The sequence below is a fragment of the Quadrisphaera sp. KR29 genome, from assembly GCF_052644995.1.
Map to the genome: position 1 here is coordinate 177,229 of NZ_JBQXXG010000007.1, position 26,294 is coordinate 203,522.

The 26,294-nt window shown below is 76.0% G+C and carries 22 protein-coding genes and 1 riboswitch; of the genes, 3 read left to right on the plus strand and 19 right to left on the minus strand.

The window, feature by feature from the left end:
• Positions 1-102: 102 nt before the first annotated feature.
• On the plus strand, positions 103-3,891 hold the full coding sequence (locus ACUN9U_RS08840) for a DNA gyrase subunit A (protein ID WP_445484568.1): 3,789 nt from the start codon (positions 103-105) through the stop codon (positions 3,889-3,891).
• 33 nt (positions 3,892-3,924) lie between these two features.
• On the opposite strand, the gene ACUN9U_RS08845 is transcribed toward ACUN9U_RS08840, so the two are convergent.
• The 3 genes from ACUN9U_RS08845 to ACUN9U_RS08855 form a co-directional block, all read right to left on the minus strand.
• Positions 3,925-4,950, minus strand: a complete 1,026-nt coding sequence (locus ACUN9U_RS08845; protein ID WP_445484569.1) for a GNAT family N-acetyltransferase — start codon at positions 4,948-4,950, stop codon at positions 3,925-3,927.
• A 73-nt stretch (positions 4,951-5,023) separates the two neighbouring features.
• A complete protein-coding gene (locus ACUN9U_RS08850) occupies positions 5,024-6,454 on the minus strand; it encodes an APC family permease (RefSeq protein ID WP_445484570.1) in 1,431 nt (476 codons plus the stop codon).
• A gap of 122 nt (positions 6,455-6,576) precedes the next feature.
• Positions 6,577-8,733, minus strand: coding sequence for a DNA gyrase/topoisomerase IV subunit B (locus ACUN9U_RS08855; protein ID WP_445484571.1), 2,157 nt, complete (start codon positions 8,731-8,733; stop codon positions 6,577-6,579).
• 254 nt (positions 8,734-8,987) lie between these two features.
• On the opposite strand from ACUN9U_RS08855, the gene ACUN9U_RS08860 reads away from it, so the two are divergent.
• Both ACUN9U_RS08860 and ACUN9U_RS08865 read left to right on the plus strand, forming a co-directional pair.
• Positions 8,988-9,218 (plus strand): DUF7455 domain-containing protein, encoded by a 231-nt coding sequence (locus ACUN9U_RS08860; RefSeq protein ID WP_445484572.1) that lies wholly within the window; start codon positions 8,988-8,990, stop codon positions 9,216-9,218.
• Between the two features lie 28 nt (positions 9,219-9,246).
• Entirely contained in the window at positions 9,247-9,732 is a 486-nt protein-coding gene (locus ACUN9U_RS08865) for a DUF456 domain-containing protein (protein WP_445484573.1), read from the plus strand.
• Positions 9,733-9,829: 97 nt separating this feature from the next.
• Here the strand turns inward: ACUN9U_RS08865 and ACUN9U_RS08870 are convergent, their stop codons facing one another.
• The 16 genes from ACUN9U_RS08870 to ACUN9U_RS08945 all read right to left on the minus strand — a co-directional run bounded on the left by ACUN9U_RS08870 (position 9,830) and on the right by ACUN9U_RS08945 (position 26,191).
• The gene (locus tag ACUN9U_RS08870; RefSeq protein WP_445484574.1) at positions 9,830-11,512 is read right to left on the minus strand and encodes an RNA polymerase sigma factor; all 1,683 of its coding nucleotides are present in this window, start codon (positions 11,510-11,512) and stop codon (positions 9,830-9,832) included.
• A gap of 285 nt (positions 11,513-11,797) precedes the next feature.
• The gene (locus ACUN9U_RS08875) at positions 11,798-12,160 is read right to left on the minus strand and encodes a universal stress protein (protein ID WP_445484575.1); all 363 of its coding nucleotides are present in this window, start codon (positions 12,158-12,160) and stop codon (positions 11,798-11,800) included.
• Positions 12,161-12,283: 123 nt separating this feature from the next.
• Complete coding sequence (metX, locus tag ACUN9U_RS08880; protein WP_445484576.1) at positions 12,284-13,450, minus strand: homoserine O-acetyltransferase MetX; 1,167 nt, start codon at positions 13,448-13,450, stop codon at positions 12,284-12,286.
• Positions 13,447-14,760, minus strand: a complete 1,314-nt coding sequence (locus tag ACUN9U_RS08885; protein ID WP_445484577.1) for a bifunctional o-acetylhomoserine/o-acetylserine sulfhydrylase — start codon at positions 14,758-14,760, stop codon at positions 13,447-13,449. The genes metX and ACUN9U_RS08885 overlap by 4 nt, the downstream gene beginning before the upstream one ends.
• Positions 14,761-14,817: 57 nt before the next feature.
• A riboswitch (SAM riboswitch) is annotated at positions 14,818-14,933 on the minus strand.
• 77 nt (positions 14,934-15,010) lie between these two features.
• Complete coding sequence (locus tag ACUN9U_RS08890; RefSeq protein WP_445484578.1) at positions 15,011-16,285, minus strand: DUF4192 family protein; 1,275 nt, start codon at positions 16,283-16,285, stop codon at positions 15,011-15,013.
• A gap of 167 nt (positions 16,286-16,452) precedes the next feature.
• Positions 16,453-16,893: a DUF1232 domain-containing protein gene (locus tag ACUN9U_RS08895; protein ID WP_445484580.1), complete on the minus strand. Its 441-nt coding sequence runs from the start codon at positions 16,891-16,893 to the stop codon at positions 16,453-16,455.
• On the minus strand, positions 16,890-17,627 hold the full coding sequence (locus ACUN9U_RS08900; protein WP_445484581.1) for an EcsC family protein: 738 nt from the start codon (positions 17,625-17,627) through the stop codon (positions 16,890-16,892). The genes ACUN9U_RS08895 and ACUN9U_RS08900 overlap by 4 nt, the downstream gene beginning before the upstream one ends.
• 4 nt (positions 17,628-17,631) lie before the next feature.
• Positions 17,632-18,261, minus strand: a complete 630-nt coding sequence (locus tag ACUN9U_RS08905; RefSeq protein WP_445484598.1) for an NUDIX domain-containing protein — start codon at positions 18,259-18,261, stop codon at positions 17,632-17,634.
• Between the two features lie 125 nt (positions 18,262-18,386).
• Positions 18,387-20,087, minus strand: coding sequence for a CTP synthase (locus tag ACUN9U_RS08910; protein WP_445484582.1), 1,701 nt, complete (start codon positions 20,085-20,087; stop codon positions 18,387-18,389).
• Between the two features lie 85 nt (positions 20,088-20,172).
• The gene (recN, locus tag ACUN9U_RS08915; protein ID WP_445484599.1) at positions 20,173-21,933 is read right to left on the minus strand and encodes a DNA repair protein RecN; all 1,761 of its coding nucleotides are present in this window, start codon (positions 21,931-21,933) and stop codon (positions 20,173-20,175) included.
• A gap of 5 nt (positions 21,934-21,938) precedes the next feature.
• On the minus strand, positions 21,939-22,895 hold the full coding sequence (locus ACUN9U_RS08920) for an NAD kinase (protein ID WP_445484583.1): 957 nt from the start codon (positions 22,893-22,895) through the stop codon (positions 21,939-21,941).
• Entirely contained in the window at positions 22,892-23,707 is an 816-nt protein-coding gene (locus ACUN9U_RS08925; RefSeq protein WP_445484584.1) for a TlyA family RNA methyltransferase, read from the minus strand. Before ACUN9U_RS08925 ends, ACUN9U_RS08920 begins: the two co-directional genes overlap by 4 nt.
• A gap of 16 nt (positions 23,708-23,723) precedes the next feature.
• Positions 23,724-23,894, minus strand: a complete 171-nt coding sequence (locus ACUN9U_RS08930) for a hypothetical protein (RefSeq protein ID WP_445484585.1) — start codon at positions 23,892-23,894, stop codon at positions 23,724-23,726.
• Complete coding sequence (locus ACUN9U_RS08935; RefSeq protein ID WP_445484586.1) at positions 23,891-24,649, minus strand: hypothetical protein; 759 nt, start codon at positions 24,647-24,649, stop codon at positions 23,891-23,893. Before ACUN9U_RS08935 ends, ACUN9U_RS08930 begins: the two co-directional genes overlap by 4 nt.
• Before the next feature lie 71 nt (positions 24,650-24,720).
• Positions 24,721-25,788: an HAD-IIA family hydrolase gene (locus ACUN9U_RS08940; RefSeq protein WP_445484587.1), complete on the minus strand. Its 1,068-nt coding sequence runs from the start codon at positions 25,786-25,788 to the stop codon at positions 24,721-24,723.
• Positions 25,781-26,191: a tetratricopeptide repeat protein gene (locus ACUN9U_RS08945; protein WP_445484588.1), complete on the minus strand. Its 411-nt coding sequence runs from the start codon at positions 26,189-26,191 to the stop codon at positions 25,781-25,783. The genes ACUN9U_RS08940 and ACUN9U_RS08945 overlap by 8 nt, the downstream gene beginning before the upstream one ends.
• Positions 26,192-26,294 lie beyond the last annotated feature (103 nt).

Genomic DNA, 26,294 nt, shown 5'->3' on the forward strand with positions numbered 1-26,294 from the left:
GGGGCCCGATCGCGGCGCGGTGCCCGGGCGGCGCACGACCCGGTGCGCGGCGGAGTGCCCGACTCCGCCCGGGCTGTCGGCCCTTCGCGGGAGGATGGGGGCATGGCACGACGCAGCACCCCGGCCACCCCCGACGGCAGCCCGCCGCCCACCGGCAGGGTCGTCGACGTCGACGTCGACGAGGAGATGCGGGCGTCCTTCCTCGAGTACGCCTACTCCGTCATCTACTCGCGCGCCCTGCCCGACGCCCGGGACGGCCTCAAGCCGGTGCAGCGGCGCATCCTGTTCCAGATGGGCGAGATGGGCCTGCGGCCCGACCGCGCCCACGTCAAGAGCGCGCGCGTGGTCGGTGACGTCATGGGCCGCCTGCACCCCCACGGCGACACCGCCATCTACGACGCCCTGGTCCGCATGGCACAGGACTTCTCGCTGCGCCTGCCCCTGGTCGACGGCCACGGAAACTTCGGATCTCTTGATGACGGTCCGGCAGCGAGCCGTTACTGCATCACCGCCGACACGCGGGTCCGCCTGGCAGACGGCAGCAGTCCCCGCATCGGCGACCTGTGCCAGGTCGGGCCCGACAGCGACCAGGACGTCGACCTCGAGGTGCTGGACAAGGACGGCAAGCGGGTGACCGCGGACCGCCTCTTCCACTCGGGGTTCCACCCCGTGCTCAAGCTCACCACGGACAGCGGCCACGTCCTGCGCGGCACCGGCAACCACCCCGTCCTCTGCCTGGTGCCCGTCCTCGGGGTGCCCGTGCTGCAGTGGATGCGCTTGGACGAGCTCCAGCCCGGAACGGTCGTGGCGTTGGCGAGAGACGCCTGGACGACCGCTGTCCCCACGCCCGACGAGTGGAACCGCGGCGTCCTGGCCGGAGCGTGGGTCAGCGAAGGCTGGGCCAGCACGAAGCGGGCTGGCTTCAACAACACCGACGCCGAGTTCTTCCGCCACGTCCTGCGCGCTTACGACGAGGTGGTCGGCGGGCCCCGCTACACGAGCGCGCGCACCCTGCCCTCGGGCAAGGTGCTGCAGGAGATCGACGTCCACAACACGGACGCCTTCGCCGACAGCCCGCTCAAGACCATGATTGAGGCGAAGGCCAACGCCAAGTCCGTCCCCGACTTCGTGTGGACGGACGGTCCCGGCACCAAGCGCGCCTTCCTCATGGCGGCGTTCGAGGGTGACGGCAGCATCGCCAACGGCCCCAACGACGGGGTGTCGGTCCAGTACACGACCTACAGCGAGCAGCTCGCCGCGGAGATGCTCGAGATGCTCCTCGAGTTCGGCGTGAGCGCCCGCCTGTGGCGCAACACGAAGCGCGGGGAGATCCGGCTGATCATCTCCGGACGCCACAACCTGCTCGCCTTCCACCACCGGATCGGCTTTCTGACCGCCAAGAAGCAGCGGCTCGCGCTGCGCATCGAGTCACTGACCAGGACCACCCACCGGCTCTCCCGCGACCACGCGCCGTACGTGCGCCGGTACCTCGAGGAGGTGCTCCCAGCGGGCCGGGGACGCGGCACCGGCCGCTCGTGGCTGCTCAACCACAACCTGGACAGGTACGAGCGCTGGCAAGCGGAGCGCCCGCTGCTCCTGCACAAGCTCAAGGACCCCGAGGTCCGCGCGGTCATCAGCGCCGTCATGGATCCCGGATACCGCTACGTCACCGTCGACTCGGTGGTCCCGGACGGCACGGAGGCCGTCTACTCCCTGCGCGTGAGGAGCGAGGACCACTCGTTCCTGGCGGGCGGCTTCGTCAACCACAACACAGAGGCACGGATGGCCGTCTCGGCGACGGCCATGGTGGACGGTCTGGACGAGGACGTCGTCGACTTCGTCCCCACCTACGACAACTCCGCCACGCAGCCGTCGGTGCTGCCCTCGGCCATCCCGAACCTGCTGGTCAACGGCGCCTCGGGCATCGCGGTGGGCATGGCCACCAACATGCCGCCGCACAACCTCGGGGAGGTCGTGGCCGCCGCGCGCCACCTCATCGCGCGCCCGGACGCGACGCTGGAGGACCTCATGCGCTTCGTGCCCGGTCCCGACCTGCCCTCGGGCGGGCGGATCGTGGGCCTGGAGGGCATCCGCGACGCCTACGCCACCGGCCGCGGCACGTTCCGCACCCGCGCCACCGCGCGCATCGAGGACATCACGGCGCGGCGCAAGGGCATCGTCTTCACCGAGCTGCCCTACACCGTGGGCCCGGAGAAGGTGATCGAGAAGGTCAAGGACGCCGTCTCGGCGAAGAAGCTGCTGGGCATCTCGGCCATCGACGACTTCACCGACCGCCAGCACGGCACCCGCCTGGTGGTGGAGGTCAAGACCGGCTTCCAGCCCGAGGCGGTGCTGGAGCAGCTGTACCGGCTGACGCCCCTGGAGGACTCCTTCGGGATCAACAACGTCTGCCTGGTCGACGGGCAGCCGCGCACCCTCGGCCTGCGCGAGCTGCTGCAGGTCTTCATCGACCACCGCCTCGAGGTGGTCCGCCGCCGCAGCACCCACCGCCTGGCGCGGCGCCGCGAGCGCCTGCACCTGGTGGAGGGCCTGCTCATCGCCGTCGTCGACATCGACGAGGTGATCCAGGTGATCCGGACCTCCGACGACGGCGCGGCGGCGCGGGCCCGGCTCATGGAGGTCTTCGACCTGTCCGAGCTGCAGGCGGAGCACATCCTGGAGCTGCGGCTGCGCCGGCTGACCCGGTTCTCCCGCATCGAGCTGGAGACCGAGCGCGAGGAGCTGCTGGCGGCGATCGCTGAGCTGGAGGCGCTGCTGGCCGACGAGCAGCTGCAGCGCGAGGCGGTCTCGGACGAGCTGGCGCAGGTCGCGCGGGACCACGGCGACCCTCGCCGCACGGTGCTGCTGGAGGCCGGGGCCGCTCCGGCCACCGCCGCGGTGCCGCTGCAGGTGGCCGACGACCCGTGCTGGGTGCTGCTGTCGGCCACCGGGCTGCTGGCGCGCACGGGCGGGGCGGAGCTGGCCACGGGCGGTCCTCGCACCAACCACGACGTGCTGCGCAGTGCGGTGCGGACGACGGCGCGCGGTGACGTCGGGGCGCTGACCTCCCGGGGCCGGGTGCTGCGGGTCGGGGTGGTCGACACCCCGGTGCTGCCGCCGACGGCGGGGGCGCCGAGCCTGTCCGGCGGGGCGCCGCTGCGCGAGTTCGTGACGGTGGAGGCCGGCGAGGAGGTGGTGGCGCTGGTGCCGCTGACCCCGCAGCCCGGTGACGGGGAGGGCGCCGGCCTGGCGCTGGCCACCGCCCAGGGCGTGGTGAAGCGCGTCGCGCCCGAGCCGTGGGGCGCCCGCGACTCCTGGGACGTCATCGGGCTCGACGCCAGCGATGCGGTGGTGGCGGCGGCGTGGCTGTCCACCGGCGAGGAGGAGCTGGTCTTCGTCACCAGCGACGCGCAGCTGCTGCGCTTCAGCGCCTCGCTGGTGCGCCCGCAGGGCCGCCCCGCGCGCGGCATGGCCGGGGTGCGCGTGTCCGCCGGGGAGCGGGTGGTCGCCTTCTCCGCCGTCAGCGCGGCCGACGCCGCGCGCGCCGAGGTGGTGACCGTGGCCGCCGCCGAGGGCGCGCTGCCCGGCTCGCCGGGCGTCACCGTGAAGGTCGCCCCGTTCGCGGAGTACCCGCCCAAGGGCCGGGCGACCGGCGGTGTCCGCTGCCACCGGTTCCTGCGCGGTGAGGGGTCCCTGGCGCTGGCCTGGGTCGGCCCGGGGCCGGCGCGCGGGGCCTCGGCCACCGGGGCGCCCGTGGAGCTGCCCGAGCCGACGGGCCGGCGTGACGGCTCCGGGGTGCCGCTGGCCGGTGCGCTGACCGCGGTGGCCGGCACGCCCGGTCCGCTCGGTGCGGGCGAGCAGGCAGCCCCGGCCGCGCCCACGAGCGCCTGACGCGGCGGGGTGCCGCAGGGAGGGCCGGGTCGCTCAGCGCGGGACGGCGCTGCCCCAGACCACCTCGACCTGGTGGGGGGCGTAGCCGAGCCGCTCGTAGAGGCCCAGGGCCCCGCTGGGGTTCTCCCTGTCGACGTCGAGGCCGGCGGCGTCCATGCCGTCGCGGGCGAACGCCTGCAGGCTGGCCGCGAGCAGCGCCGCGCCGACGCCGCGGCGGCGGTGGGCGCGGCGGGTGCCCAGCAGCCCGGTCCACCCCTCCTTGAGCCCGTCCACCCAGTCCTGCTCGAAGGCGAAGGCGATGGTGTAGCCGGCCACCTGCGGCGGGGAGGACGGGTCGTCGACGAGCGCGACGAAGCTCCAGTCCGTGCGCGCGTCGCGGTGTCCGCTCACCCAGCGCTGCCAGTCCTCGCGGGTGCGCGGCTCGCTGCCGCGGTGGTCGGCGAAGGCCTCGTTGTGGGCGAGCCTGACCTGCTCGTCCAGCTCGGCCGACCACGGCAGGACGCGCAGCCCGTCGGGCACGGGCACCTGCGGCAGCGGCGTGGCGCCCTCACCGGTCAGCAGGCGGCGCATGACCAGGTGGTAGCGGCGCACCTCGAAGCCGGCGGCACGGGCCAGGGCGGTGCGGTCGGCCAGCTTCTCGTCGCTGTGCAGGACCAGCTCCCCGGGCGCGCTGCCCGGTGCGGCGGCGATGAGCTGGCGGCCGACGGCGCACTGCCAGGCCAGCAGCTGGCGTCCCAGGCCGCGACCGCGGTGCTCCGGGTGCACCCCTCCCCACAGGAAGGCGCGCACGGTGGAGACGTCACCGGGGCGCACGTCGACCAGGCCGAAGGCGACCAGGCGACCGGCCTCGTCCTCGGCGGCCAGGGAGCGGTGCGCGGGGTCCTTCCAGGAGCCCGCCAGCAGCTCGTCGCGCAGGTCGTCCTCGGTGTAGCGCTCCGCGGGGCGGTCGGCGGCCTCGACGGCCTGCGTCAGCGCGTGCCATCGCGGCAGGTCCGCCTCGCCCAGCGGCCGCCAGACCAGGCCCGGCGAGTCCGGCTCGGGGACGTCGGTGGTGCTCACGCGCTCGCACGCTATCCAGCCGGCGACCTGGGCGCACCCCGCCGGCGCTGTCGGCGCCCCGGCCCCGGGCCGGTCAGCCGCCCAGGCGCGAGGGGTCGTGCACCTGCGTGCCCAGGCCCTGGCGGCGGCGGTGCAGCCACGTGAAGAACCACAGCACCAGACCGAGCACGAGCAGGGCGCCGGCGATCTGGTACTGGATGGGCTCGCGCGGGGTGAGCGGCGTGACGAGGTAGAGGCAGACGGCCGCACCGACCCAGGGCAGCCCGCGGGGAGCCGTGAAGTGCCGGTGCTCCACGCGGTCCTTGCGCAGCACGAGCACCGCCACGTGCACCACGGTGAAGACCGCCAGCAGCAGCAGGGAGGTGGTGCCGCCCAGGTTGGCCACCACCGAGGAGCCGGGGTCGGCGGCGGCGATCGCGGAGACCACGCTGATGAGGATCAGCGACAGGCAGGTGCTGAAGACGACCGCCGTCCACGGGGTGCGGCGCCCGTGCAGGACCCGCCCCAGGAACCGCGGCAGCACGCCCTCCTGCGCCATGCCGTACAGCAGCCGCGAGGCCATGAGCATGTTGAGCAGGGCGGAGTTGGCCACCGCGAACATCGTCACGAGCGCGAAGACGCCGATCGGGAAGCCGGGTGCGCCGGCGGAGACCACCTGCAGCAGGGGCGTGTCACCCTCGGACAGCTCCTCGAGGGGCACCACGGCCACCGCGATGACGCCGACCAGCAGGTACAGCACGCCCGCCGTGCCCAGCGCCAGGAACATCACCTTGGGGAAGGTGCGCACCGGGTCGTGGGTCTCCTCGGCCATGTTGACCGAGTCCTCGAAGCCCACCAGGGCGAAGAAGGCCAGCGCGGTGGCGGCGGTGATGGCGGTGAAGGGGGCCTGGTCGGGGTTGAGGTCGAAGGAGGCCGCGCGGGACAGGTCGCCCTGACCGCCGAAGAGGGCCCAGGCGCCGACGCCGATGACGATGAGCAGGCCCGAGAGCTCGATGAGGGTGAGCACCATGTTGGCCTTGACGCTCTCGCCGACCCCGCGCAGGTTGATCGCGGCGACGAGGAGCATGAACGCCAGCGCCACGAGCGTGACCACGAGCGGCGCGGGGGCGTCGACCCCGAAGAGCTCCAGGCTGTTGGAGGAGAACGCCCGGGAGGCCGTGGAGGCCGAGGTGATGCCGGAGCACATCACCGTGAAGGCGACCATGAACGTCAGCACGTGCACGCCGAACGCCTTGTGCGTGTACAGCGCGGCTCCGGCGCACCGCGGGTACTTGGTGACCAGCTCCAGGTAGCTGCACGCGGTGAGCATCGCCACCGCGAACGCCACCAGGAACGGGATCCACACGGCTCCGCCGACCTCGTCGGCCACCTGCCCCGTCAGGGCGTAGATGCCAGTGCCGAGGACGTCACCGATGATGAAGAGGAACAGCAGCTTGGTGCCGATGGCCCGCTTGAGCGCGGGTTCGCCTGACTCGCCCTGCACGGGCGTGGTCGCCGTCGCCATCGCGCCAGAGTGGCCCTGCGGCCTCGGGCGCGCCAGGCGGAAACACCTCCCGCGGCAGCCCGCAACCCAGACGTAACGGGCGGGCCCACCGGCCGCCTCGGGTGGCGGAGGCCGGTGGGGGCTCAGGCGTCGATGCGGTCGGCGTCCAGGCCCGAGGCGCCCTCGACGATGAAGTCCTTGCGGGGCGCCACGTCGTTGCCCATGAGCAGCTCGAAGACGCGCTCGGCTGCGGCGGCGTCGGCGATGCCGACGCGCCGCAGGGTGCGGTGCGCCGGGTCCATCGTGGTGCCGGCCAGCTGGTCGGCGTCCATCTCCCCCAGGCCCTTGTAGCGCTGGATGTCGGGCTTCCAGCGGCGGCCGGCCTGCTTCAGGCGGGCGAGCGTGCCCTGCAGCTCGGCCTCGGAGTAGGTGTAGACGTACTCGTTCTTGGCGCGCCCGCTGCCGATGACCTCCACGCGGTGCAGCGGGGGCACCGCGGAGTACACACGGCCGGCCTCGACCATCGGGCGCATGTACCGGAAGAAGAGCGTCAGCAGCAGCGTGCGGATGTGGGCGCCGTCGACGTCGGCGTCGGCCATGAAGATGACCTTGCCGTAGCGGGCGGCCTCCAGGTCGAAGCTGCGCCCCGACCCGGCCCCGACCACCTGGATGATCGCGGCGCACTCGGCGTTGCGCAGCATGTCGGCGATGGACGCCTTCTGGACGTTGAGGATCTTGCCGCGGATGGGCAGCAGGGCCTGGAAGTCGCTGGAGCGCGCCAGCTTGGCCGTGCCCAGGGCGCTGTCGCCCTCGACGATGAACAGCTCGGACTTCTCCACGTCGTTGCTGCGGCAGTCGGCCAGCTTGGCGGGCAGGGTGGACGTCTCCAGCGCGGTCTTGCGGCGCTGGGTCTCCTTGTGCTGGCGGGCGGTGACGCGGGCGCGCGATTCGGCGACCACCTTCTCCAGCAGGGTGGCGGTCTGCAGCTTGGTGCCCTTGGCGGGGCTGGCGAAGAGGGCGGCGACCTCCTTCTCCACGACCCGGGTGACGATGCCGCGCACGGCCGACGTGCCCAGCACCTCCTTGGTCTGGCCCTCGAACTGCGGCTCGGCCAGGCGCACGGTGAGGACGGCCGTCATGCCGGCGGTGACGTCCTCCTTGGTGACCGGCTCCTCCTTGGCGCCGACCTTGAGCCTGCGGGCGCTGTCGGCGATGGCCTTGCGCACCGCCTTGAGCAGCGCCGCCTCGAACCCCGCGACGTGGGTGCCGCCCTTGGGGGTGGAGATGATGTTGACGAAGCTGCGCAGCTCGGTGTCGTAGCCGGTGCCCCAGCGCAGCGCGACGTCGACGCCGCACTCGCGCTCCACCTCCTGGCTGACCATGTGCCCGCGCTCGTCGAGCATGGGGACGGTCTCCTTGAACCGGCCCTCGCCCTGCAGGCGCCAGGTGTCGGTGACCGGGGGGTCTGTGGCGAGGTGGTCGACGAACTCGGTGATGCCGCCGTCGTGGCGGAACAGCTCCTCGTGCGGGCCGTGCTCGCCCGGGGTGCCGGCCAGGCCGCGCTCGTCGCGGATCCGCAGGGCCAGGCCCGGCACGAGGAAGGAGGTCTGGCGGGCCCGGGTGACGAGCTCGTCGTAGGAGAACGCCGCCTCCTTGAGGAAGATCGTCGGGTCGGACCAGTAGCGCACCCGCGTGCCGGTCCTCCCCCGGCGCACCTTCCCGGTGACCCGCAGCTCAGAGGCGTCCGTGAAGGGCGTGAACGTGCTGGTGGGCGACGGCGCCGGCGCGGACCCGGACACCGGGTCGGCGAAGGTTCCGGGCTCCCCGCGGCGGAAGCTCATGGCGTGCGTGCGCCCGCCCCTGTCCACCTCGACGTCCAGGCGCGCCGACAGGGCGTTGACCACGCTGGCGCCCACGCCGTGCAGGCCGCCGGAGGCGGTGTAGGAGCCGCCGCCGAACTTGCCGCCGGCGTGCAGCTTGGTGAAGACCACCTCGACGCCGGTCAGGCCGGTGCGCGGCTCGACGTCGACCGGGATGCCGCGCCCGTCGTCGCGGACCTCCACCGACCCGTCGGCGTGCAGCACGACGTCGATGTGGGTGCAGTGCCCGGCCAGCGCCTCGTCGACGGAGTTGTCGATGACCTCCCACAGGCAGTGCATGAGGCCGCGGGAGTCGGTCGAGCCGATGTACATGCCCGGGCGCTTGCGGACCGCCTCCAGGCCCTCCAGCACCGACAGGTGGCGCGCGGTGTAGTCGCCACCGCCGGCCGTCGCTGCGGGGCGCTGAGGGGTCGAGGTCACCCGAGGAGCCTAACGAGCAGCACCGACAGCGGGGCGCGGTTCGTCCCGGTCTGCCGCGCGGCCCGCGGCCGCCGGCAGCTGCGCCCGCCGCCGCGGCGCCGCCCCGGGGGTGTTACGCGGTCGGCGAAAGGGTTGCGTCCACCCGACGGGAAGCAGCGGGGCGTGGTTCGATGCTGAGACTGGTGGACGCCAGCCGGCGTCCGGCAACGGTCCGAGCACCTGCCCGGACCACGAGGCACTCGGAAGGGGCCACAGTGACCGCTGTCCTGACGACTCCGCCCATCACCGCCGCCGAGCGGTGCGACCGCTGTGGGGCGCAGGCCTACGTGCGCGTCCTCCTGGCCTCCGGTGGCGAGCTGCTCTTCTGCGCCCACCACGGCCGGGAGCACTCGGCGAGGCTGCGCGAGGTCGCGGCCGAGATCCACGACCAGTCCGACCGGCTCACCTCCTCCACCCCGGCCTCCGCGCCGGACGGGGAGCGCTGAGCCCCACCCGCGCCCCGGGGCGCCGGCGGTGAGCGTGGTCACGCTCGTCGCCGGCGCCCTCGTCGTCGTGGGGCTGGCGGGCATCGTGCTGCCGGTGCTGCCGGGCAGCCTCCTCGTGGGCCTGGGCGTGCTGGTCTGGGCGATCGCCCAGGGCACCACGGCCGGCTGGCTCGTCTTCGCCGCCGCAGCGGTCCTGCTCACCTGCGGGTGGGCCACGTCCTACGTGTGGACCGGGCGGCGGCTGCTCGCCGCGGGGGTTCCCACGCGCTCCCTGGTCGTGGGGGCGCTCGCCGGCGTCGTGGGCTTCTTCGTCATCCCCGTCGTCGGCCTGCTGGTCGGCTTCTGCGTGGGCCTGTACCTGGCCGAGGCGGGGCGCCTGGGGTTCGGCGAGCGCTCGTGGCGCTCGACCCGGCTCGCCCTGAAGACCGTCCTGCTCTCCATCGGCGTCGAGCTGGCCCTGGCGCTGGCGGCGGCAGCCGTGTGGGTGGTCGCCGCCTGGCGCGCCGCCACCTGAGGGCGCGAGCCCCCGCGGCGCCCGCCCGGCACCACCACGACGACGAAGGCCCCCTCCCGCAGCTGCGGGAGGGGGCCTTCGTCGTCGAGCGGGGACCTCAGTCGAGGTAGTCGCGCAGCACCTGCGAGCGCGACGGGTGGCGCAGCTTGCTCATCGTCTTGGACTCGATCTGGCGGATCCGCTCGCGCGTGACGCCGTAGACCTTGCCGATCTCGTCCAGGGTCTTGGGCTGCCCGTCGGTCAGGCCGAAGCGCATGGAGACCACGCCGGCCTCGCGCTCGGAGAGGGTGTCCAGGACGGAGTGCAGCTGCTCCTGCAGCAGCGTGAAGCTCACCGCGTCGGCCGGCACCACGGCCTCGGAGTCCTCGATGAGGTCGCCGAACTCGCTGTCGCCGTCCTCGCCGAGCGGGGTGTGCAGGGAGATCGGCTCACGGCCGTACTTCTGGACCTCGACCACCTTCTCGGGGGTCATGTCCAGCTCCTTGGCCAGCTCCTCCGGGGTGGGCTCGCGGCCCAGGTCCTGGAGCATCTGGCGCTGCACGCGGGCAAGCTTGTTGATGACCTCGACCATGTGCACCGGGATGCGGATGGTGCGGGCCTGGTCGGCCATGGCGCGGGTGATCGCCTGGCGGATCCACCAGGTGGCGTACGTGGAGAACTTGTAGCCCTTGGTGTAGTCGAACTTCTCCACGGCGCGGATCAGGCCGAGGTTGCCCTCCTGGATGAGGTCCAGGAAGAGCATGCCGCGGCCGGTGTAGCGCTTGGCCAGGGAGACCACCAGGCGCAGGTTCGCCTCGAGCAGGTGGTTCTTGGCGCGGCGCCCGTCGTGGGCGATCCACTGCAGCTCGCGCTTGTACGCCGGGTCGAGGGTCTCGTCGGAGGCGAGCTTCTCCTCGGCGAACAGGCCGGCCTCGATGCGCTCGGCGAGCTCGACCTCCTGCTCGGCGTTGAGGAGGGCGACCTTGCCGATCTGCTTGAGGTAGTCCTTGACCGGGTCGGCCGTGGCGCCGGCGGAGACGACCTGCTGGGCGGGCGCGTCGTCGTCGTCGGCGTCGGAGACCACGAAGCCGGTGTCGCCGTCGGTGGCCTCGCCCTTGGCGGCGGCGGCCGGGGCGGCCTCCTCCTCGGCGTCGGTCTCGGCGTCGGCGGCGGCCTCGGGACTTTCGTCGGCGACGTCCACCGCGGCGTCGGCCTCGGCGTCCTCGCCGACCAGGGCCTCGACGTCCTCGGGGCTCTCGTCCTCGGGGACGGCGTCGGCGTCGGCGTCCTTGGCCGTCTTGGCGGCGGCCGGCTTCGCGGCGGCCTTGGCCGCGGCCGGCTTGGCGGCGGCCTTGGGCTTGGCGGCGGCGCGCGGCGCGGGGGCGCTGCCCTCCCCGTCGGCCTCCAGGGTCGCGGTGGCCGAGGCGGCGCGGCGAGAGGCGGCGGCGGCGACGGCGCGCGACGGGCGGGGCGCAGCGGCCTCGTCACCGGCGGGCTCGCCCGCGGCACGGGCGGCCGGGGCGGCGGCGGCGCGGGCGGCCGGTGCGGCGGCGCGGGTGCTCTTGGCGCGCGCCGGCTTGGCCGGCGCGGCGGCCGGCTGCTCGACGACGACGGTGACCTCCGCCGCCTCCAGCGCGCGCAGCACCGCCTTCATCCGCTTCATGGGCACCTGCGCGTCCTCGCAGGCGGTGCGCAGCGACGCGGCCTGGACCGAGCCGTTGGTGGTGCCCTCCCGCAGGAGCTCCTGCAGGCTGGGGTGGCTGAACTCCGGCGGGAGCGTGGGCGTGGAGACCGACGACACGGACTGCCTTTCGTCGACTGCGGATCTCGGACTGAGGGGCGGGTGCACCGCCCTGACAGGGTTCACAACACCCGGAGTGCCGACCTGCTTCCCGGGCCGACCCGGAACAGGGCATGCGTCGCCGAGGACCTTGGCAAGCCATTGTGCCACGTCCTGGCCGTCGCGGGCACCGGGTCCCCCCGCTCGCCGCAACCCCGGTGGGCGCACGCACGAGGGGCCCCCGCAGCGGCGCTGCGAGGGCCCCTCGTGGGGCGGCGCACGGCCCGGGACCGCGGCCGGGACGCCTCAGGGGGCCGCCGGCTTCACCGTCATGACCGGGCAGGGCGCCTCCAGCAGGATCCGGGTGGCGTTGGCGCCCAGGATGAGCTTGCCGACGCTGGAGCGGCGGCGCAGGCCGATGACCACGAGGTCAGCGCCCTCCGCGGCGGCGATGACCTCCTCGGCGGCGTCGCGCACCGGCCCCGGCGGGAGCACCCGGTGCTCCACGGCCAGACCCTCCAGGGCCGCCGCCATCTCCGGCTCCGGGGTGGGCTCCCGGGCGGTGTCGACGACGAGCAGCGAGGTGCCCCTCAGCGCCGCCTCCTGCGCGGCCCGGGCCAGCGCGGCCCGCCCCTCGTCGGTCCCGGCGAAGCCCACGACGACCGTCATCGCACCCCCATCGCTCCTCCGCTGCTGACGGGCAGCCGGCGGCACGGCGCGCTTCGCCGTGGGGCGAACCTACCCACTCCCGCGGCGGCCGCGCCCCGCGCGGGGGCCGGGCGGCCCGCGGGCTCAGCCGCCGAACAGCTCCCCGGCGACCTTGGCGATGGCCTCGCTCTCGATGAGGAAGCCGTCGTGCCCGTACGGGGAGGCCACCACGTCCAGCTCGGCGCCGGGAACGCCCTCGGCGAGCTCCTGCGAGAGCGCCACCGGGTAGAGGCGGTCGGTGTCGACGGCCACCACCCGCGTGCGCGCGGTGACGCGGGCCAGCGCCGCCGCCGTGCCACCGCGGCCCCGCCCGACGTCGTGGCTGTTCATCGCCTCGGTCAGCACCACGTAGGAGCCGGCGTCGAAGCGGCGGACGAGCTTGTCGGCGTGGTGCTGCAGGTAGGACTCCACCGCGAAGCGGCCTCCGCCGCCCAGGGGCTGCTCCCCCGGCTGCGCCGAGCGCCCGAAGCGGGCGTCCAGCTCCGCAGCGGACCGGTAGGTGGTGTGGGCCACCATGCGGGCCAGCCCCAGGCCCCGGTGCGGGCCCTCGCCGGGGTCGGCGCCGTGGTAGTCCCCCCCGGCCCAGCCCGGGTCGGCGCGCACGGCCGCCAGCTGCGAGGCGCACCAGGCGATCTGGTCGGCGGTCGCCCGTGCCGTCGTGGCCACCGCCAGCAGCCGCTCCACCTGGTCCGGGTGGGAGGCGGCGTGCTCCACGGCGCGCATCCCGCCCATCGACCCGCCGACCACGGCGGCCCACCGCCGCACCCCGAGCGCCTCGCCGAGGGCGCTCTCGGCGGCCACCTGGTCGCGGATGGTGAGGTAGGGGAAGCGGCTGCCCCACGGGCGGCCGTCGGGCGCCGCCGAGGAGGGGCCGGTGCTGCCCTGGCACCCGCCGAGCACGTTGGGGGCCACCACGAACCACCTGTCGGTGTCGATCGCCAGGCCCGGCCCGACCAGCTCCGACCACCAGCCGGGCGTGGGGTGGCCGGGACCGGCCGGCCCCACGACGTGGCTGTCGGCGGTCAGGGCGTGGCAGACCAGCACGGCGTTGTCGCGCTCGGGGCTCAGGCGCCCCCAGGTCTCGTAGGCCAGCCGCACCGCGGGCAGGGAGCCTCCGGCCTCCAGCGCGAGCGGCCCCAGGTCGGCGAACCGGCGGTCGCCGACGGGGTCGCCCTCGCGCCACCCGCCGGAGACCGGGGGCAGCGCGGGGCCGGGTGGGGCGGGGACCTGCCCGCGGGCGGCGCCGCTCATGCGCCCTTGGCCGCGGTGAAGCCGGCCTCGAGGTCGGCCAGGACGTCCTCGACGCCCTCCAGCCCGACGGCGAGGCGCACCAGGCCCGGGGTCACCCCGGCGGCGCGCTGCTGCTCGGCGTCGAGCTGGCTGTGCGTGGTCGAGGCGGGGTGGATGACCAGGCTGCGCACGTCGCCGATGTTGGCGACGTGGCTGTGCAGCGACAGGCCCTCCACGAACCGGCGCCCGGCCTCGGCGCCGCCGTCGATCTCGAAGGCGACCACCGCGCCGACGCCGCGCGGCAGCAGCCGCTGGGCCCGCTCGTACCAGGGGCTGGAGGGCAGGCCGGCGTAGGAGACCGAGAGCACCTCCGGGCGCTCCTCGAGCCAGTGCGCCACGCGGGTGGCGTTGGCCACGTGCCGCTCCATGCGCAGGCTGAGGGTCTCCAGGCCCTGGGCGATGAGGAAGCTGTTGAAGGGGGCCAGCGACGCGCCGAGGTCGCGCAGCAGCTGCACACGCGCCTTGAGGACGTAGGACAGGTTGGCCCCCAGGGGGCTGCCGACCCCGAGGTCGCGGGCGTAGACGAGGCCGTTGTAGCTGTCGTCGGGGGTGGTGAAGCCGGGGAACCGCTCGCCCTGGCCGTAGTCGAAGCGCCCGCCGTCGACGATGACGCCGGCGATGGCCGTGCCGTGGCCGCCGAGGTACTTCGTCGCCGAGTGCACCACGACGTCGGCGCCGTGCTCGAGCGGGCGCAGCAGGTACGGGGTGGCCACGGTGTTGTCGACGACGAGCGGCACGCCCACCTCGTGCGCGACGCCGGAGACGCCCGCGATGTCGAGCACGTGCGAGCGGGGGTTGGAGACCGTCTCCGCGAAGAACGCCTTCGTCCGCGGCGTGGCCGCGGCCCGCCAGGCCTCCAGGTCGTCGGGGTCCTCCACGAAGGTCACCTGGACGCCCAGCTTGGGCAGGCTCCGCTTCAGGAGGTTGTAGGTGCCGCCGTACAGGGCCGCGCTGGCCACCACGTGGTCGCCGGCCTCGGCGACGTTGAGCAGCGCGAGGGTCTCGGCGGCCTGCCCCGAGGAGACCGCCAGCGCGCCCACGCCGCCCTCGAGGGCGTTGACGCGCTGCTCGACCACGTCGGTGGTCGGGTTCATGATCCGGGTGTAGATGTTGCCGAACTTCTTCAGGGCGAACAGGTCCGCGGCGTCCGCGGCGTCGTCGAAGACGTACGACGTGGTGGAGTAGATCGGCAGCGCCCGCGCGCCGGTGGCGCTGTCGGCCGTCTGGCCGGCGTGGATCTGCTTCGTCTCGAAGGACCAGCCGTCGTTCACAGGAGTCTCCCCGACCTCAGGGCCAGGGCGCGGCGGCCCAGCGGTCCGCCGGGCCGTGGCCCGCGCTTGCCGCAGCCCCGGACGGGGAGCGACCGGGTCATCACCCGGGGCACCCCACCGCGGGCGGGGGTTGCCGGCCAGCGAGCCGGGGCTTCGCGCTGGCGCTCATGACCTGCTCGGAGGATAGGCAGGCCCGCAGCGGGCCTCCACCTCGTCTCAGCATGTGGACGCCTCTGGGTGCCCCGGCAGCTCACCACCGCCCGTCCGGCCCTCCTGCCGGCCCCAGCGCCGGCTCCCGGCCCGGTGGGGGCAGGCCCACGCTGACCGCCTGCAGCACCAGCGCGGACAGGGAGTGGGCGGGGTCCAGCTCGAGCGCCGCCTGCGCCCACACGCCCGCCGCCGGTGACGCCCCGGTGCACCAGGCCACGTAGGCGGCGCAGCCGGTCGCCGCGGCCCGCCAGCGCGCCGGAGCCCGGCGGGCCAGCTGCTGGAGCACCGCGAGCGCGGCGCCGGGGTCCGCCGCGGGCGCCAGCGCACCGGCGAGCTCGGGCAGCGCCTGCGGGACGGCCACCGCGAGCAGCTGGTCGCGCAGCGGCAGCCGGCGCAGCGCGGCCAGCAGCACCGCGACCTCCGCGGGGGCCAGCCGCAGGCCCGCGCCGTCGCGGCGGGACTGCGCGGTGAGCAGGTCGCGCCAGTCGCGCAGCACGTCGCGCTCGGCAGGTGGCCTGCGGCGGGCGCGGGAGGCCAGGGCGGCGCCGACGGCGGCCACGTCCGCGGCGCTGCCCGGGCCGCCCTGACCGCCCGAGCCGCCCGAGCCGCCGGCGCCTGCGCCGGCTGCGGGCGGGACGGCGGCCACCGAGCGGCGCAGCCCCAGCTCCCAGCTCTCGCGGTCAGCGGGGAGGACCCTGCCCGCCAGCACCATCTCCGCCGCCACCTGCGTGGCCTCCCTGCCCTGCAGGGACCGTCCCGAGGCGGGGCAGCAGGACCGGTCGCAGGCGTAGGAGTACAGCCGTCCCCGGTGCACCAGCCACGGCTCCGGCTCGACGCCGGCGGCGGCCAGCGCGGCGCACACCAGCTCGGCGCGCGCGGACCCCGGCAGCCGCAGCAGGCCGGCCAGCGGGGCGGGCGCGCCGCGGTCCTCGCGGGCCCGGCGCGGGGCGGGCACCACCGCCCGGCCGCGGCGGGGCGGGCGCCCGGCAGGGGGCTCCCCGGCGTCGGTGACCAGCGCCAGGAAGCAGCGCGCCGCGCCGTCGGCGACCAGGTGCTGGACCAGCTGGCCGACCAGCTCGCGGTCGTCGGCGGCCTCGACGTCGACCCGGCCGACGACCCCGGTGCGCCACCGCGGGGGCCGCAGCGAGACGACCACGAGGCTCTCCCGGGGCCTGAAGCCCAGGGTGTGCTCGGCCAGGGCGAGCACCTCCAGCGGGCTGCTGCTGCGGATGACGGTCTCGCCGCCTCCGCCGCTGGCGCTGGTGCGGTCGCCGCCTGCGCTGTGCCGGTCTCTGCTGGTCCCTGCCTGCTCCACGGGGACACGCTGGCCCGCGGGAGCCGCAGGTCCCGGCCGCGGACGGCTCCTGTGGACGACCGCGACCCCCGACCGGCCGTGCTCCTGCCTGTGGGCGGAGGACGCGGACCTGTCGACGGGGCACCCCGCCGGGTCGGCGCTGCGCCGTCGTCGCGGCGGCCCCGGTGTCAGCCGATGACGTCGCCGGGGACGACGGCCGGCCGGCTCCGGCGGCCCCCACGGCCCCCGCGTCCCGCGCTGGCTGCGGCCCTTGGGCGGGCCTGGGAGGCCTCCCACACCAGGAAGGACTCCCCCTCAGCCAGCAGCGCGCCGGCCAGCCAGGCCAGGACGGCGGCGTCGTCGGCGAGCCCCACGGGCCCCAGCAGGCCCTCGGGGAGCAGGTCCGCCGGGGAGGCCACGTACACCGCCGCGGCGGCCATGAGGAGCAGGCGGCCGCGCGAGCAGCCGGTGTAGCGGCCCGAGAGCACGGCCGGGACCAGGCGGGGCAGGCTCGCGACCACGCGGGAGGTCTTCGGGCCACCGCGCGCGCGGCTGCGCCGCAGCGCCCGCCACAGGGCCAGGAAGGCGCCGGGGGTGCTGCGCCCGGCGGCCGGGCCGCGCCCGCTCACCGCGCCGCTCCCCCCGCGACCTCCCCGGCCACGCCCCGGCGCAGCGGGAAGGCGGCGCGGGCGGCCTTGGCGGTGCGGCGCAGCGCGTAGGCGTCCAGCCCGGCGCCCAGCACCCCGCCGGCCAGCGGCAGGCCGCGCCCGAGGCGCGACAGGCCCGAGCGGCCCAGCCGGGACAGCAGCTGGAAGCCGATGGCCTTGTTGAGCACCGCCAGGCCCGGTCCGTTGAGCTGCTTGCGGGCGAGCCGGGTGACCAGGCCGCCGGGGCCGGCGAGCCCGAACTTGGACAGCAGCGCACCGCCGTCCTCGTCGGCCAGGACGAGCAGCACCGCCGAGCGCACCTGCTCGGAGGACAGGTCGTAGCCGCGCAGCGCGGCCGTGCCCGCCACGGTGCGGGTGGCGATGACGTAGTAGCCGAGCAGGTTGGCCGGCAGCGCGACCGGGAGGGTGACGAAGCCGCCCAGGCCCGTGACGAAGCCGCCGACGGCCGCGGAGCGGGTGGAGGAGGAGACCAGGGCGTCGATGGCGTCGTCGACGTCGGCGTGCTTGCGCCGGGCGGCCTCGGCCGCCTCGGCGGCGGGCGCGAGCGGGCCGGCGCCGTCGATGCCGAGGTCGACCAGGCGGCGCACCAGCTGGGTGGCCGCCTGCGACAGGCGGCTCCTGTCGGCGTCGTCGGAGGCGCGCGAGGCGGCCTCGTCGGCGGAGCCCTCGTCCCGGGAGCGGCGCAGCAGCGGCATGGGCCTAACGGTAGGCCCGGTGCTGGGGCCACGGCGCGTCGAGCGGGCGCAGCTCGGACCAGCCGCGCTCGCGCGCCGCCCACGCGGCCAGCACCCCGGCCACCAGGCTGGGGCTGTTGAGGTCACCGGCCAGCACGGCGTCGCGAGCGGCCTCCAGGGGCACCCAGGTGGAGACCATGCCCGCCTCCTCCGCCTCGCGGCGGTGCCGCTCGGCGTGCGGGACCGGGGACAGGTCGCGCGCCAGGAACAGGCGGAAGGCCTCGTCCGAGCCCCCCGGGGACAGGAACCAGTCCAGCAGCACGTGGTAGCTGGCGGCGCGCAGGTCGGCCTCCTCGGCCAGCTCGCGGGCCGCGGCCAGGTGCGGCGGCTCGCCGGCCACGTCGAGCAGGCCGGCGGGCAGCTCCCACAGCAGGTGCTCGACGGGGTGGCGGTACTGGCGCACCAGGAGGATCCGCTCGGACTCGTCCAGGGCCAGCACGCCGACCGCACCGGGGTGGCGCAGCAGCTCCCGCGTGACGGTGCCCGAGCCCAGCGCCCCGCCCTCGACGCCGTCGAGGGTGACGACGTCGCGGGCGAGGTCCCAGACGTACCCGCGGTGGAGCACCTCGCTGGTGCGCGGCGCGGAGGTCACCAGCTCGTCGCGCGGGGCGCCGGAGGCCCCGGCGGTGGCGCTGGCCGGCAGGTGGCCGCCCGCTGCGCCACCGCCCGCTGCGCCGCCGCCCGCTGCGCCGCCGCCGGCTGCCCCGCCTGCGGCAGCGCTCACGCGGTGACCTCGAGCAGGCGCTCGGAGGCCTGGCGCGCCAGCGCCGCAGCCACCAGGCCCTGGAAGAGGGGGTGGGCGCGGTCCGGGCGGGAGCGGAACTCCGGGTGGGCCTGGGTGCCGACGTAGTAGGGGTGCACCTCGCGCGGCAGCTCGACGTACTCCACGAGCCCGCGGTCGGGTGACGTGCCCGAGAAGACCAGCCCGTGCTCCTCCAGGCGCCCGCGGTAGGAGTTGTTGACCTCGTAGCGGTGCCGGTGGCGCTCGGAGACGCGCGTGGAGCCGTAGGCCTCGGCCACCACGGAGCCCTCGGCGAGCACCGCCGGGTACAGGCCCAGGCGCATCGTGCCGCCCAGGTCGCCGTCGCCGGAGACGATGTGCTCCTGCTCGGCCATGGTCGCGATGACCGGGTCGGGGGTGCCCGGGTCGAACTCGGTGCTGCTGGCGCCCTCGATGCCCGCCACGTGGCGGGCGTGCTCGATGACCATGCACTGCAGGCCCAGGCACAGGCCGAGGGTCGGCACCTGGTTCTCCCGGGCCCACCTCAGCGCCCCGAGCTTGCCCTCGATGCCGCGCACCCCGAAGCCGCCCGGGACGCACACCGCGTCGACCCCCGACAGCTCGCGGCGGGCGCCCTCGGGCGTGGTGCAGGTGTCGGAGGCCACCCAGCGCAGCTGGATCCGCGCGTCGCAGGCGATGCCGCCCGCGCGGATGGCCTCGGTCACCGACAGGTAGGCGTCGGGCAGGTCGATGTACTTGCCCACCAGGGCCAGCACCACCGTGTGCGCCGGGCGGTGCACGCGGCGCAGCAGCTCGTCCCACGCCGTCCAGTCGACGTCGCGGAAGGGCAGGTCCAGGCGGCGCACGGCGTAGGCGTCCAGGCCCTCGGAGTGCAGCACCTTGGGGATGTCGTAGATCGAGGCGGCGTCGACGGCGTTGACGACGGCGTCCTCGTCGACGTCGCACATCGCGGCGATCTTGCGCTTGACCGACTCCGGCACGGTGCGGTCCGAGCGCAGCACGATGGCGTCGGGCTGGATGCCGATGCTGCGCAGGGAGGCCACCGAGTGCTGCGTGGGCTTGGTCTTCAGCTCCCCGGACGGGCCGAGGTAGGGCACCAGGGAGACGTGCACGAAGAAGCAGTTGTCGCGCCCGATGCGCTGGCGCACCTGGCGCGCGGCCTCCAGGAAGGGCAGCGACTCGATGTCGCCGACGGTGCCGCCCACCTCGGTGATGATGACGTCCGGGGCCGGCTCCCCGTCGGGGCCCGGCACGGCCTGGGCGCGCATCCGCTCGACGATCTCGTCGGTGATGTGCGGGATCACCTGGACGGTGTGCCCGAGGAACTCCCCGCGCCGCTCCTTGGCGATCACGGTGGAGTAGACCTGCCCGGTGGTGACGTTGGCCGCGGCGTCGAGGTCGACCCCGAGGAAGCGCTCGTAGTGGCCGATGTCGAGGTCGGTCTCGGCGCCGTCGTCGGTGACGAAGACCTCGCCGTGCTCGAACGGGTTCATGGTGCCCGGGTCGACGTTGAGGTACGGGTCGAGCTTCTGCATCGAGACCCGCAGCCCGCGCCCCCGGAGGAGGTGGCCGAGGCTGGAGGCCGTCAGGCCCTTCCCGAGGGAGGAGGCCACGCCCCCGGTCACGAAGATGTGCCGGGTGGTGCCCCCGCGCTGGCCCTGCGTTCCGCGATTCGCCACGGGCTGCCAGCCTACCAGCGGGCCCGGACGGCGCCGGGGCCGCTGGACGCGCGTCACGCGCCCGGGCGCACCCGCCGGGCGGCGCTCAGCGCTCCCTGGCGGCCGCTACCAGCAGCTCCTCGGCGTGGGCACGGGCCGAGCCGGACTCCTCCTGCCCCGCCAGCATGCGCGCCAGCTCCACCACGCGCTCCTCGCCGTCCAGGGCGGTGACGCCGCTGACGGTGACCTGCCCGTCCACGGCCTTGGCCACCCGCAGGTGCTGGTCGGCCCAGGCCGCGACCTGCGGCAGGTGGGTGACGACGACGACCTGGCGGTCGCGCGCCAGCCGCGCCAGACGGCGCCCGATGCCCACCGCCGCCTTGCCGCCCACCCCGGCGTCGACCTCGTCGAAGACGAAGGTGGGGACGACGTCGCTGGCGGCCAGCACGAGCTCCAGCGCCAGCATGATCCGGGACAGCTCACCGCCGGAGGCGCCCTTGGCGAGCGGCCGCTCCGCCTGCCCCGGTGAGGGCCGCAGCAGCAGCGCCACGTCGTCGGCGCCGGTGGCGCTCAGCCCCGGCAGCCCCTCGCGGTCGCCCGCCGAGGCCGGTGAGGGCGAGACCTGCACCACCAGTTGCGCGTGCGGCATCGCCAGCTCGGGCAGCTCGGCGGTGGCCAGTTCCCCCAGGCGCTCGGCCGCCTGCCCGCGGGCGACGCTCACCTCGGCGGCCGCCTCCAGCAGCCCGGCCACGAGCACGTCGCGCTCCGCACGCAGGTCCGCGGTGCGGTCGCCGTCGCCGTCCAGCTCCAGCAGGCGCGGGGAGGCGGCGGCGGCCCAGGCCAGCACGGCGTCCACCCCGCTCGGCGCGCCCTCGTCCCCGGGCGCCGGGGCCGCTGCTGGCAGCGCGCGCACCAGGGAGGCCAGCTGGGCGCGCCGGTCCTGCACGGCCGCCAGGCGCACCGGGTCGACGTCGACGGCCTCGGCGGCGGAGGCCAGCTCCGCCGCGGCGTCGGCGATGAGGTAGCCCACCTCGTGCAGCTGGTCGGCCAGGGAGCCCAGGTGGGGGTCGTGCTCGCGCACCGCCTCCAGGGGGCGGCGCGCGGCCTCGACGAGCGAGGCGGCGTCGGGTGCATCCTCGGCCAGGGGGTCACCGGTGAGGGCGGCGTGGGCGAGGGCCGCGGCGGCGCGCAGGTCCTCGGCGTGGTCGAGCCTGTCGGCCTCGGCCGCGAGCGCGCGGTCCTCCCCCGGCTGGGGGGCCACCGCCTCGACCTGCTCCAGGCCGGCGCGCAGCAGCTCAGCCTCGGCGGCCCGCTCCCGCGCGGCCGCGGTGATCGCGGCGAGCTCGGCGTCCAGGGCGCCCAGGCGGCGCCACGCGGCCGCGTAGCGCTCCAGCGGCTCGGCGACGGCGGCGCCGGCGAACCGGTCCAGGGCCTGGCGCTGCCGCGCCGGGGAGCGCAGCAGCACCTGCTCGGACTGGCCGTGCACGGCCACGAGGTCGTCGGCCAGCTCGGACAGCACCGCCACCGGCACCGAGCGGCCCCCGGCGTGGGCGCGACCGCGCCCGGTGGCCGAGACGCTGCGGGCCACGATGAGCACGTCGTCGTCCAGCTCGGCGCCGGCCTCCGCGGCCCGCTCCGCCGCGCGGCTGCCCGGCGCCACCACGAAGCGGCCCTCCACCACGGCCGAGTCCGCGCCGCGGCGCACGGCGCCGGCGTCGGCGCGGGCGCCGAGCAGCAGCCCGAGCCCGGTGACGAGCATCGTCTTGCCCGCGCCGGTCTCCCCGGTGATGACGGTGAACCCGCCGGACAGCTCCAGCGTGGCGTCGGTGATGACGCCCAGGGAGCGGATGCGCACCTCCTCCAGCACGCCGCTCACCGCGTCCCGTGCGGTGGTGCCGGTCGCCGGGTGGAGGAGTGCCCGGCTCCCCCGACGCCGCGCTCGGCGGTGTCGTCCGGACCCCGCCACCCGCCCACGGCCAGGCCGAACTTGGCCACGAGGCGGTCGGTGAAGGGGCCGGTGCTGATGTGGGCCAGCCGGACCGGCTCCGGGCCGCGGCGCACCTCGATGCGCGCGCCGGGGCGCACCTGCACCGCGCGGCGCCCGTCGCACCACACCACGCCGTCGGTCTGGTTGCGCTCGAGCACCTCCACGGCCATCACCGAGTCGGGGCTGACGACCAGGGGCCTGGCGAACAGCGCGTGGGCGGAGATCGGCACCATGAGCAGCGCCTGCACGCCGGGCCACACGACCGGCCCCCCGGCGGAGAAGGCGTAGGCGGTGGACCCGGTCGGCGTGGCCATGACCACCCCGTCGCAGCCGTAGGTGGAGACCGGGCGCCCGTCGACCTCGGTGACCAGCTCGAGCACGCGCTCGCGCGAGCCCTTCTCCACGCTGACGTCGTTGAGGGCCCAGGAGGTCGCCCGCACCACACCGCCCTCGACGATGTGGACCTGGAGCGTCAGCCGCTCCTCCACGCCGTAGTCGCGGGCGGCGACGTGGTCGACGGTGCTCTGCAGCGCGTCGCGCTCGATCTCGGCCAGGAAGCCGACCCGGCCCAGGTTCACGCCGAGCAGCGGGACGCCGGTGCCGTGCACCAGCTCGGCGCCGCGCAGCACGGTGCCGTCACCGCCGACGACGACGACGAGCTCGAGCCCGTCCAGCTGCCCCGGCCTCACGCGGCGCACGCCGGTGCAGTCGGGGATGTCCGCGGCCTCGTCGTCCAGCAGCACCGGCTCGATCCCGGCGGCGTCGAGCAGGGCGACCAGCTGGCGCGCCGCGTCGACGGCGTCCTGCCGCCCGGTGTGGGTGAGCACGAGCACGCGCCTCACGGCGTCCCTCCAGGTCCCTCGGCGACGGCGGTGGCCACCAGCTGCCCGGACTCCTCGGCCGGAAGCGGCTCCCCGCGGCGCAGGTGCACGAAGTACTCCACGTTGCCGCTCGGTCCCGGCAGCGGGCTGGCCGCGCAGGCGTGCAGCCGCAGCCCCAGCCCGGCGGCCGCGGCGACCACCTCGCGCACGGCCTCGGCGCGCAGGGCGGGGTCGCGGACCACCCCTCCGGAGCCGAGCCGCTCGCGGCCCACCTCGAACTGCGGCTTGACCATGAGCAGCAGGTCGGCCTCCGGGGCCGCGCAGCGCACCAGCGCGGGCAGCACGAGGCGCAGGGAGATGAAGGACAGGTCGGCCACCACGAGCTCCGGTGCGGGGGCGACCTGCTCGGGGGTGAGCTCGCGCACGTTGGTCCTGTCGAGCACCTCCACGCGCTCGTCGCTGCGCAGGCGCCACAGCAGCTGGCCGTACCCGACGTCGACGGCGACGACGGAGCCCGCGCCGGCCCGCAGGAGCACGTCGGTGAAGCCGCCGGTGGACGCCCCGGCGTCCAGGCAGCGCCGGCCCTGCACGGGCACGCCGGTCGCCTCGAGGGCGCCGAGCAGCTTGTGCGCGCCGCGGCTGGCCCAGCCGGCGTCGTCGGCGTCCTCGCGCACCACGACGGCGGCGCTGGCCTCGACCTGGGTGGCGGGCTTGGAGGCGACGGACCCGCCGACGGTGACGCGACCCGCGGCCACGAGCTCCCCGGCGTGCTCGCGGGAGCGCGCCAGGCCGCGGCGGACCAGCTCGGCGTCCAGGCGGAGCCGGCGCGCCACCGGGCTCACCGGGCGGTCACCCGGCGTCGGCCAGGCGGGCCCGCAGCGCCTCGTGGGCACCGGCCAGGGCCCGGGAGGCGGCCAGGGGATCGGCGGCGGGGTCGGCGGCGGCAGCGCGCAGCGCCGCCAGCGCGAGGTCGACGGCGGCGTCACCGGTGCGGGGCAGCTCCAGCGGCTGCGGGCTCACGGGCGCCCTCCGCCGTCCTGCCCGCCCTCGGAGGGGCCGGACTGGGCCGGGACGTTGCCGGAGGCCTCTGCGTCCCTCGCGCCCGCAGAGCTCCTGCGAGGACGGCGGACCGGGGTCACCCTGGCCGGACCGGCGGCGGGAGCGGCGGCGTCGGCCTCGCCGACCGGGGCGGCGCCCGTCGCTGCGCGCGGACGGCGGGTGGTGCTGCGGGCGGAGGGGCGCCGCGGCGGCGCGGGAGCCTCCGCGCCGGTGCTCGCGGTCCTGCTCGTCGACGCGCTCGCGGTCGTGCTGGCCGTCGAGCTGGCCGTCGAGCTGGCCCGGCCGGTGCCGGAGTCGTCGCCGGTGGCCGGGTCCTCAGCGGCGGCGGAGGGGGCCGGGACGTCCGGCACGGGCGGTGGCCCGGCCGGGGCCGCGGGGCGCGTGGAGCGGGGAGGACCCACCGGGGGACGCGACCCGGCGCGCGCCCGGGCGGCCGAGGGACGACGGGCGGGGCGCGCCGCGCCACCGCTGGCCGCGCCGGAGGCGGGGCCAGCGGCCTGGGCGGTGCCCTCCAGGACGGCGACCCGGCGCTGGAGCCTGTCGACGGAGCGCTTGAGCGCCGCGACCTCCTCGGCGGTGGCCAGGCCCACGGCGGCGCCGGCGCGCTCGACCTCGCTGCGCACCGCCTCGCGCACCGCCTCCAGCAGGCGCGCCCTGGCGATGGCGGAGAGGTCGTTCGCCGCCTGCGCGTAGCCGCGCAGTCCCTCGAAGGTCATGGCTCCCCTCCCGTGCACCACCCTGGTCGGCGCCGGTGCGCCGTCCTCACGCTACCCGCCGCAGCGGGTGGTCAGCCTGACGGCTGCTCGCCGCGGCAGCGGGCGCTGAGGTCGCCGAGCGCCTCCACCAGCTGCGGGTCGAGCCGCGGCGGGACGCCGCTGGCACCGGCGCCGGCCCAGGCCGCGGCGCAGGCGGCGCGCAGCAGGTCGAGCAGTTCCTCCAGGGGCGCGCCCGGCCCGGGGCAGCCCGCCTCGCCCCGCAGGAGGCCCTCGCTGAGGCGCACCCGCGCCTCACGGCAGGCGGCACCGCCCTCGACCAGGTGGGCGGTGGGCGGTGCGGGGGCGTGCAGGGCTCCCAGGTCGGGCAGCACGAGGTCGGGGCGCTGCCCGGCCGGCGCGGTCACCAGGGCGACGGCGCTGGTGAGGCCGGTGAGCACCAGGGCGCCCGTCATGCCCGAGTTCACGGCCCCGGCCACGTCGGTGTCGAGGCGGTCGCCCACCACCAGCGGCTGCTGCGCACCGGCGCGTCGTGCGGCGGCGTGGAAGAGCGTCGGCTGAGGCTTGCCGGCCACGAGCGGGTCGACGTCGACGGCGTTGCGCACGGCCCCGACCAGGGAGCCGTTGCCGGGCGCGGGTCCGCGCTCGGTGGGCAGCGTGAGGTCGGTGTTGGTGGCCACCCACAGGGCCCCGCCGCGGATCGCCGCAGCAGCGTCGGCGAGGTCGGTCCACCCCAGCTGGCGTCCGAAGCCCTGGACGACGGCGGCCGGCTGGCCCTCGGCGGGGCCGACGGGCTGCAGCCCGGCTTCGACCAGGGCCTCGCGCACACCGGGTCCGCCCACGGGCAGGACCCGCGCACCCGCGCCCAGCCGCTCGACCACGAGCTGCGCTGCTGCCTGCGAGGAGGTGGTGACCTCCTCGTCGCGGGCGGGGACGCCCAGGCGGCGCAGGTGGGCGGCCACCTCCTGCGGTGGCCGGGAGGCGTTGTTGGTGGCGTAGCCGACCGCGCGCCCGTCCCGGTAGGCGCGGGAGATGGCGTCCACGGCCCCCGGCACGGCGTCCTCGCCGACGTAGACGACGCCGTCGAGGTCGAACAGGAGGAGGTCGTGGGACTGCGCGAGCGTGGGCTGCGGGTCAGCCACCGGAGGCCTCCTTGCGGGCGCGCAGCGTGGCGCGCACCTGCGTGAGGCTGTCGCGGTACTCGGGCCGGTCCGGCCGCATGGCCACCGCCAGGGCCAGCTGCTCGGCGGCCTCGGGGAACCTGTCGAGGCGCGACAGGCTCAGCCCGAGGCCGAACCGCGCGTAGTCGGAGTCGGGTGCGACGTCGACGAGCGCCGAGAAGGTCGAGGCGGCCTGGCCGATGCGGCCGGCGTCGAACTGGGCGCGGGCGAGGGCCTCGAGGATGCTGGCGGAACCGGGCTGGTCGCGGTTGGCGCGCTCCAGCAGCACGGAGGCCGCTTCGGCGTCACCGCTGCCCAGGAGGGCCAGTCCGCGCTGCAGCCACTCGTAGGCACCGCCGCTGGGTGCTCCGGGGTCGCTGGACACCTGCCGACGGTACGACGAGAGCCCCGCAGCAAGCGCTGCGGGGCTCTCGATCGGGCTCAGGGACGGGCGTCCTCGGCGTCCTCGGCGTCCTCGGCGTCCTCGG

What these genes read in the sequence shown, in the direction of transcription:
- ACUN9U_RS08935 (WP_445484586.1), bottom strand. Translation starts at nt 24,649, where the DNA reads ATGACCTTCGAGGGACTGCGCGGCTACGCGCAGGCGGCGAACGACCTC.
- metX (WP_445484576.1), bottom strand. Translation starts at nt 13,450, where the DNA reads ATGAGCGGCGCCGCCCGCGGGCAGGTCCCCGCCCCACCCGGCCCCGCG.
- ACUN9U_RS08900 (WP_445484581.1), bottom strand. Translation starts at nt 17,627, where the DNA reads ATGCCGCTGCTGCGCCGCTCCCGGGACGAGGGCTCCGCCGACGAGGCC.
- ACUN9U_RS08875 (WP_445484575.1), bottom strand. Translation starts at nt 12,160, where the DNA reads ATGACGGTCGTCGTGGGCTTCGCCGGGACCGACGAGGGGCGGGCCGCG.
- ACUN9U_RS08840 (WP_445484568.1), top strand. Translation starts at nt 103, where the DNA reads ATGGCACGACGCAGCACCCCGGCCACCCCCGACGGCAGCCCGCCGCCC.
- ACUN9U_RS08850 (WP_445484570.1), bottom strand. Translation starts at nt 6,454, where the DNA reads ATGGCGACGGCGACCACGCCCGTGCAGGGCGAGTCAGGCGAACCCGCG.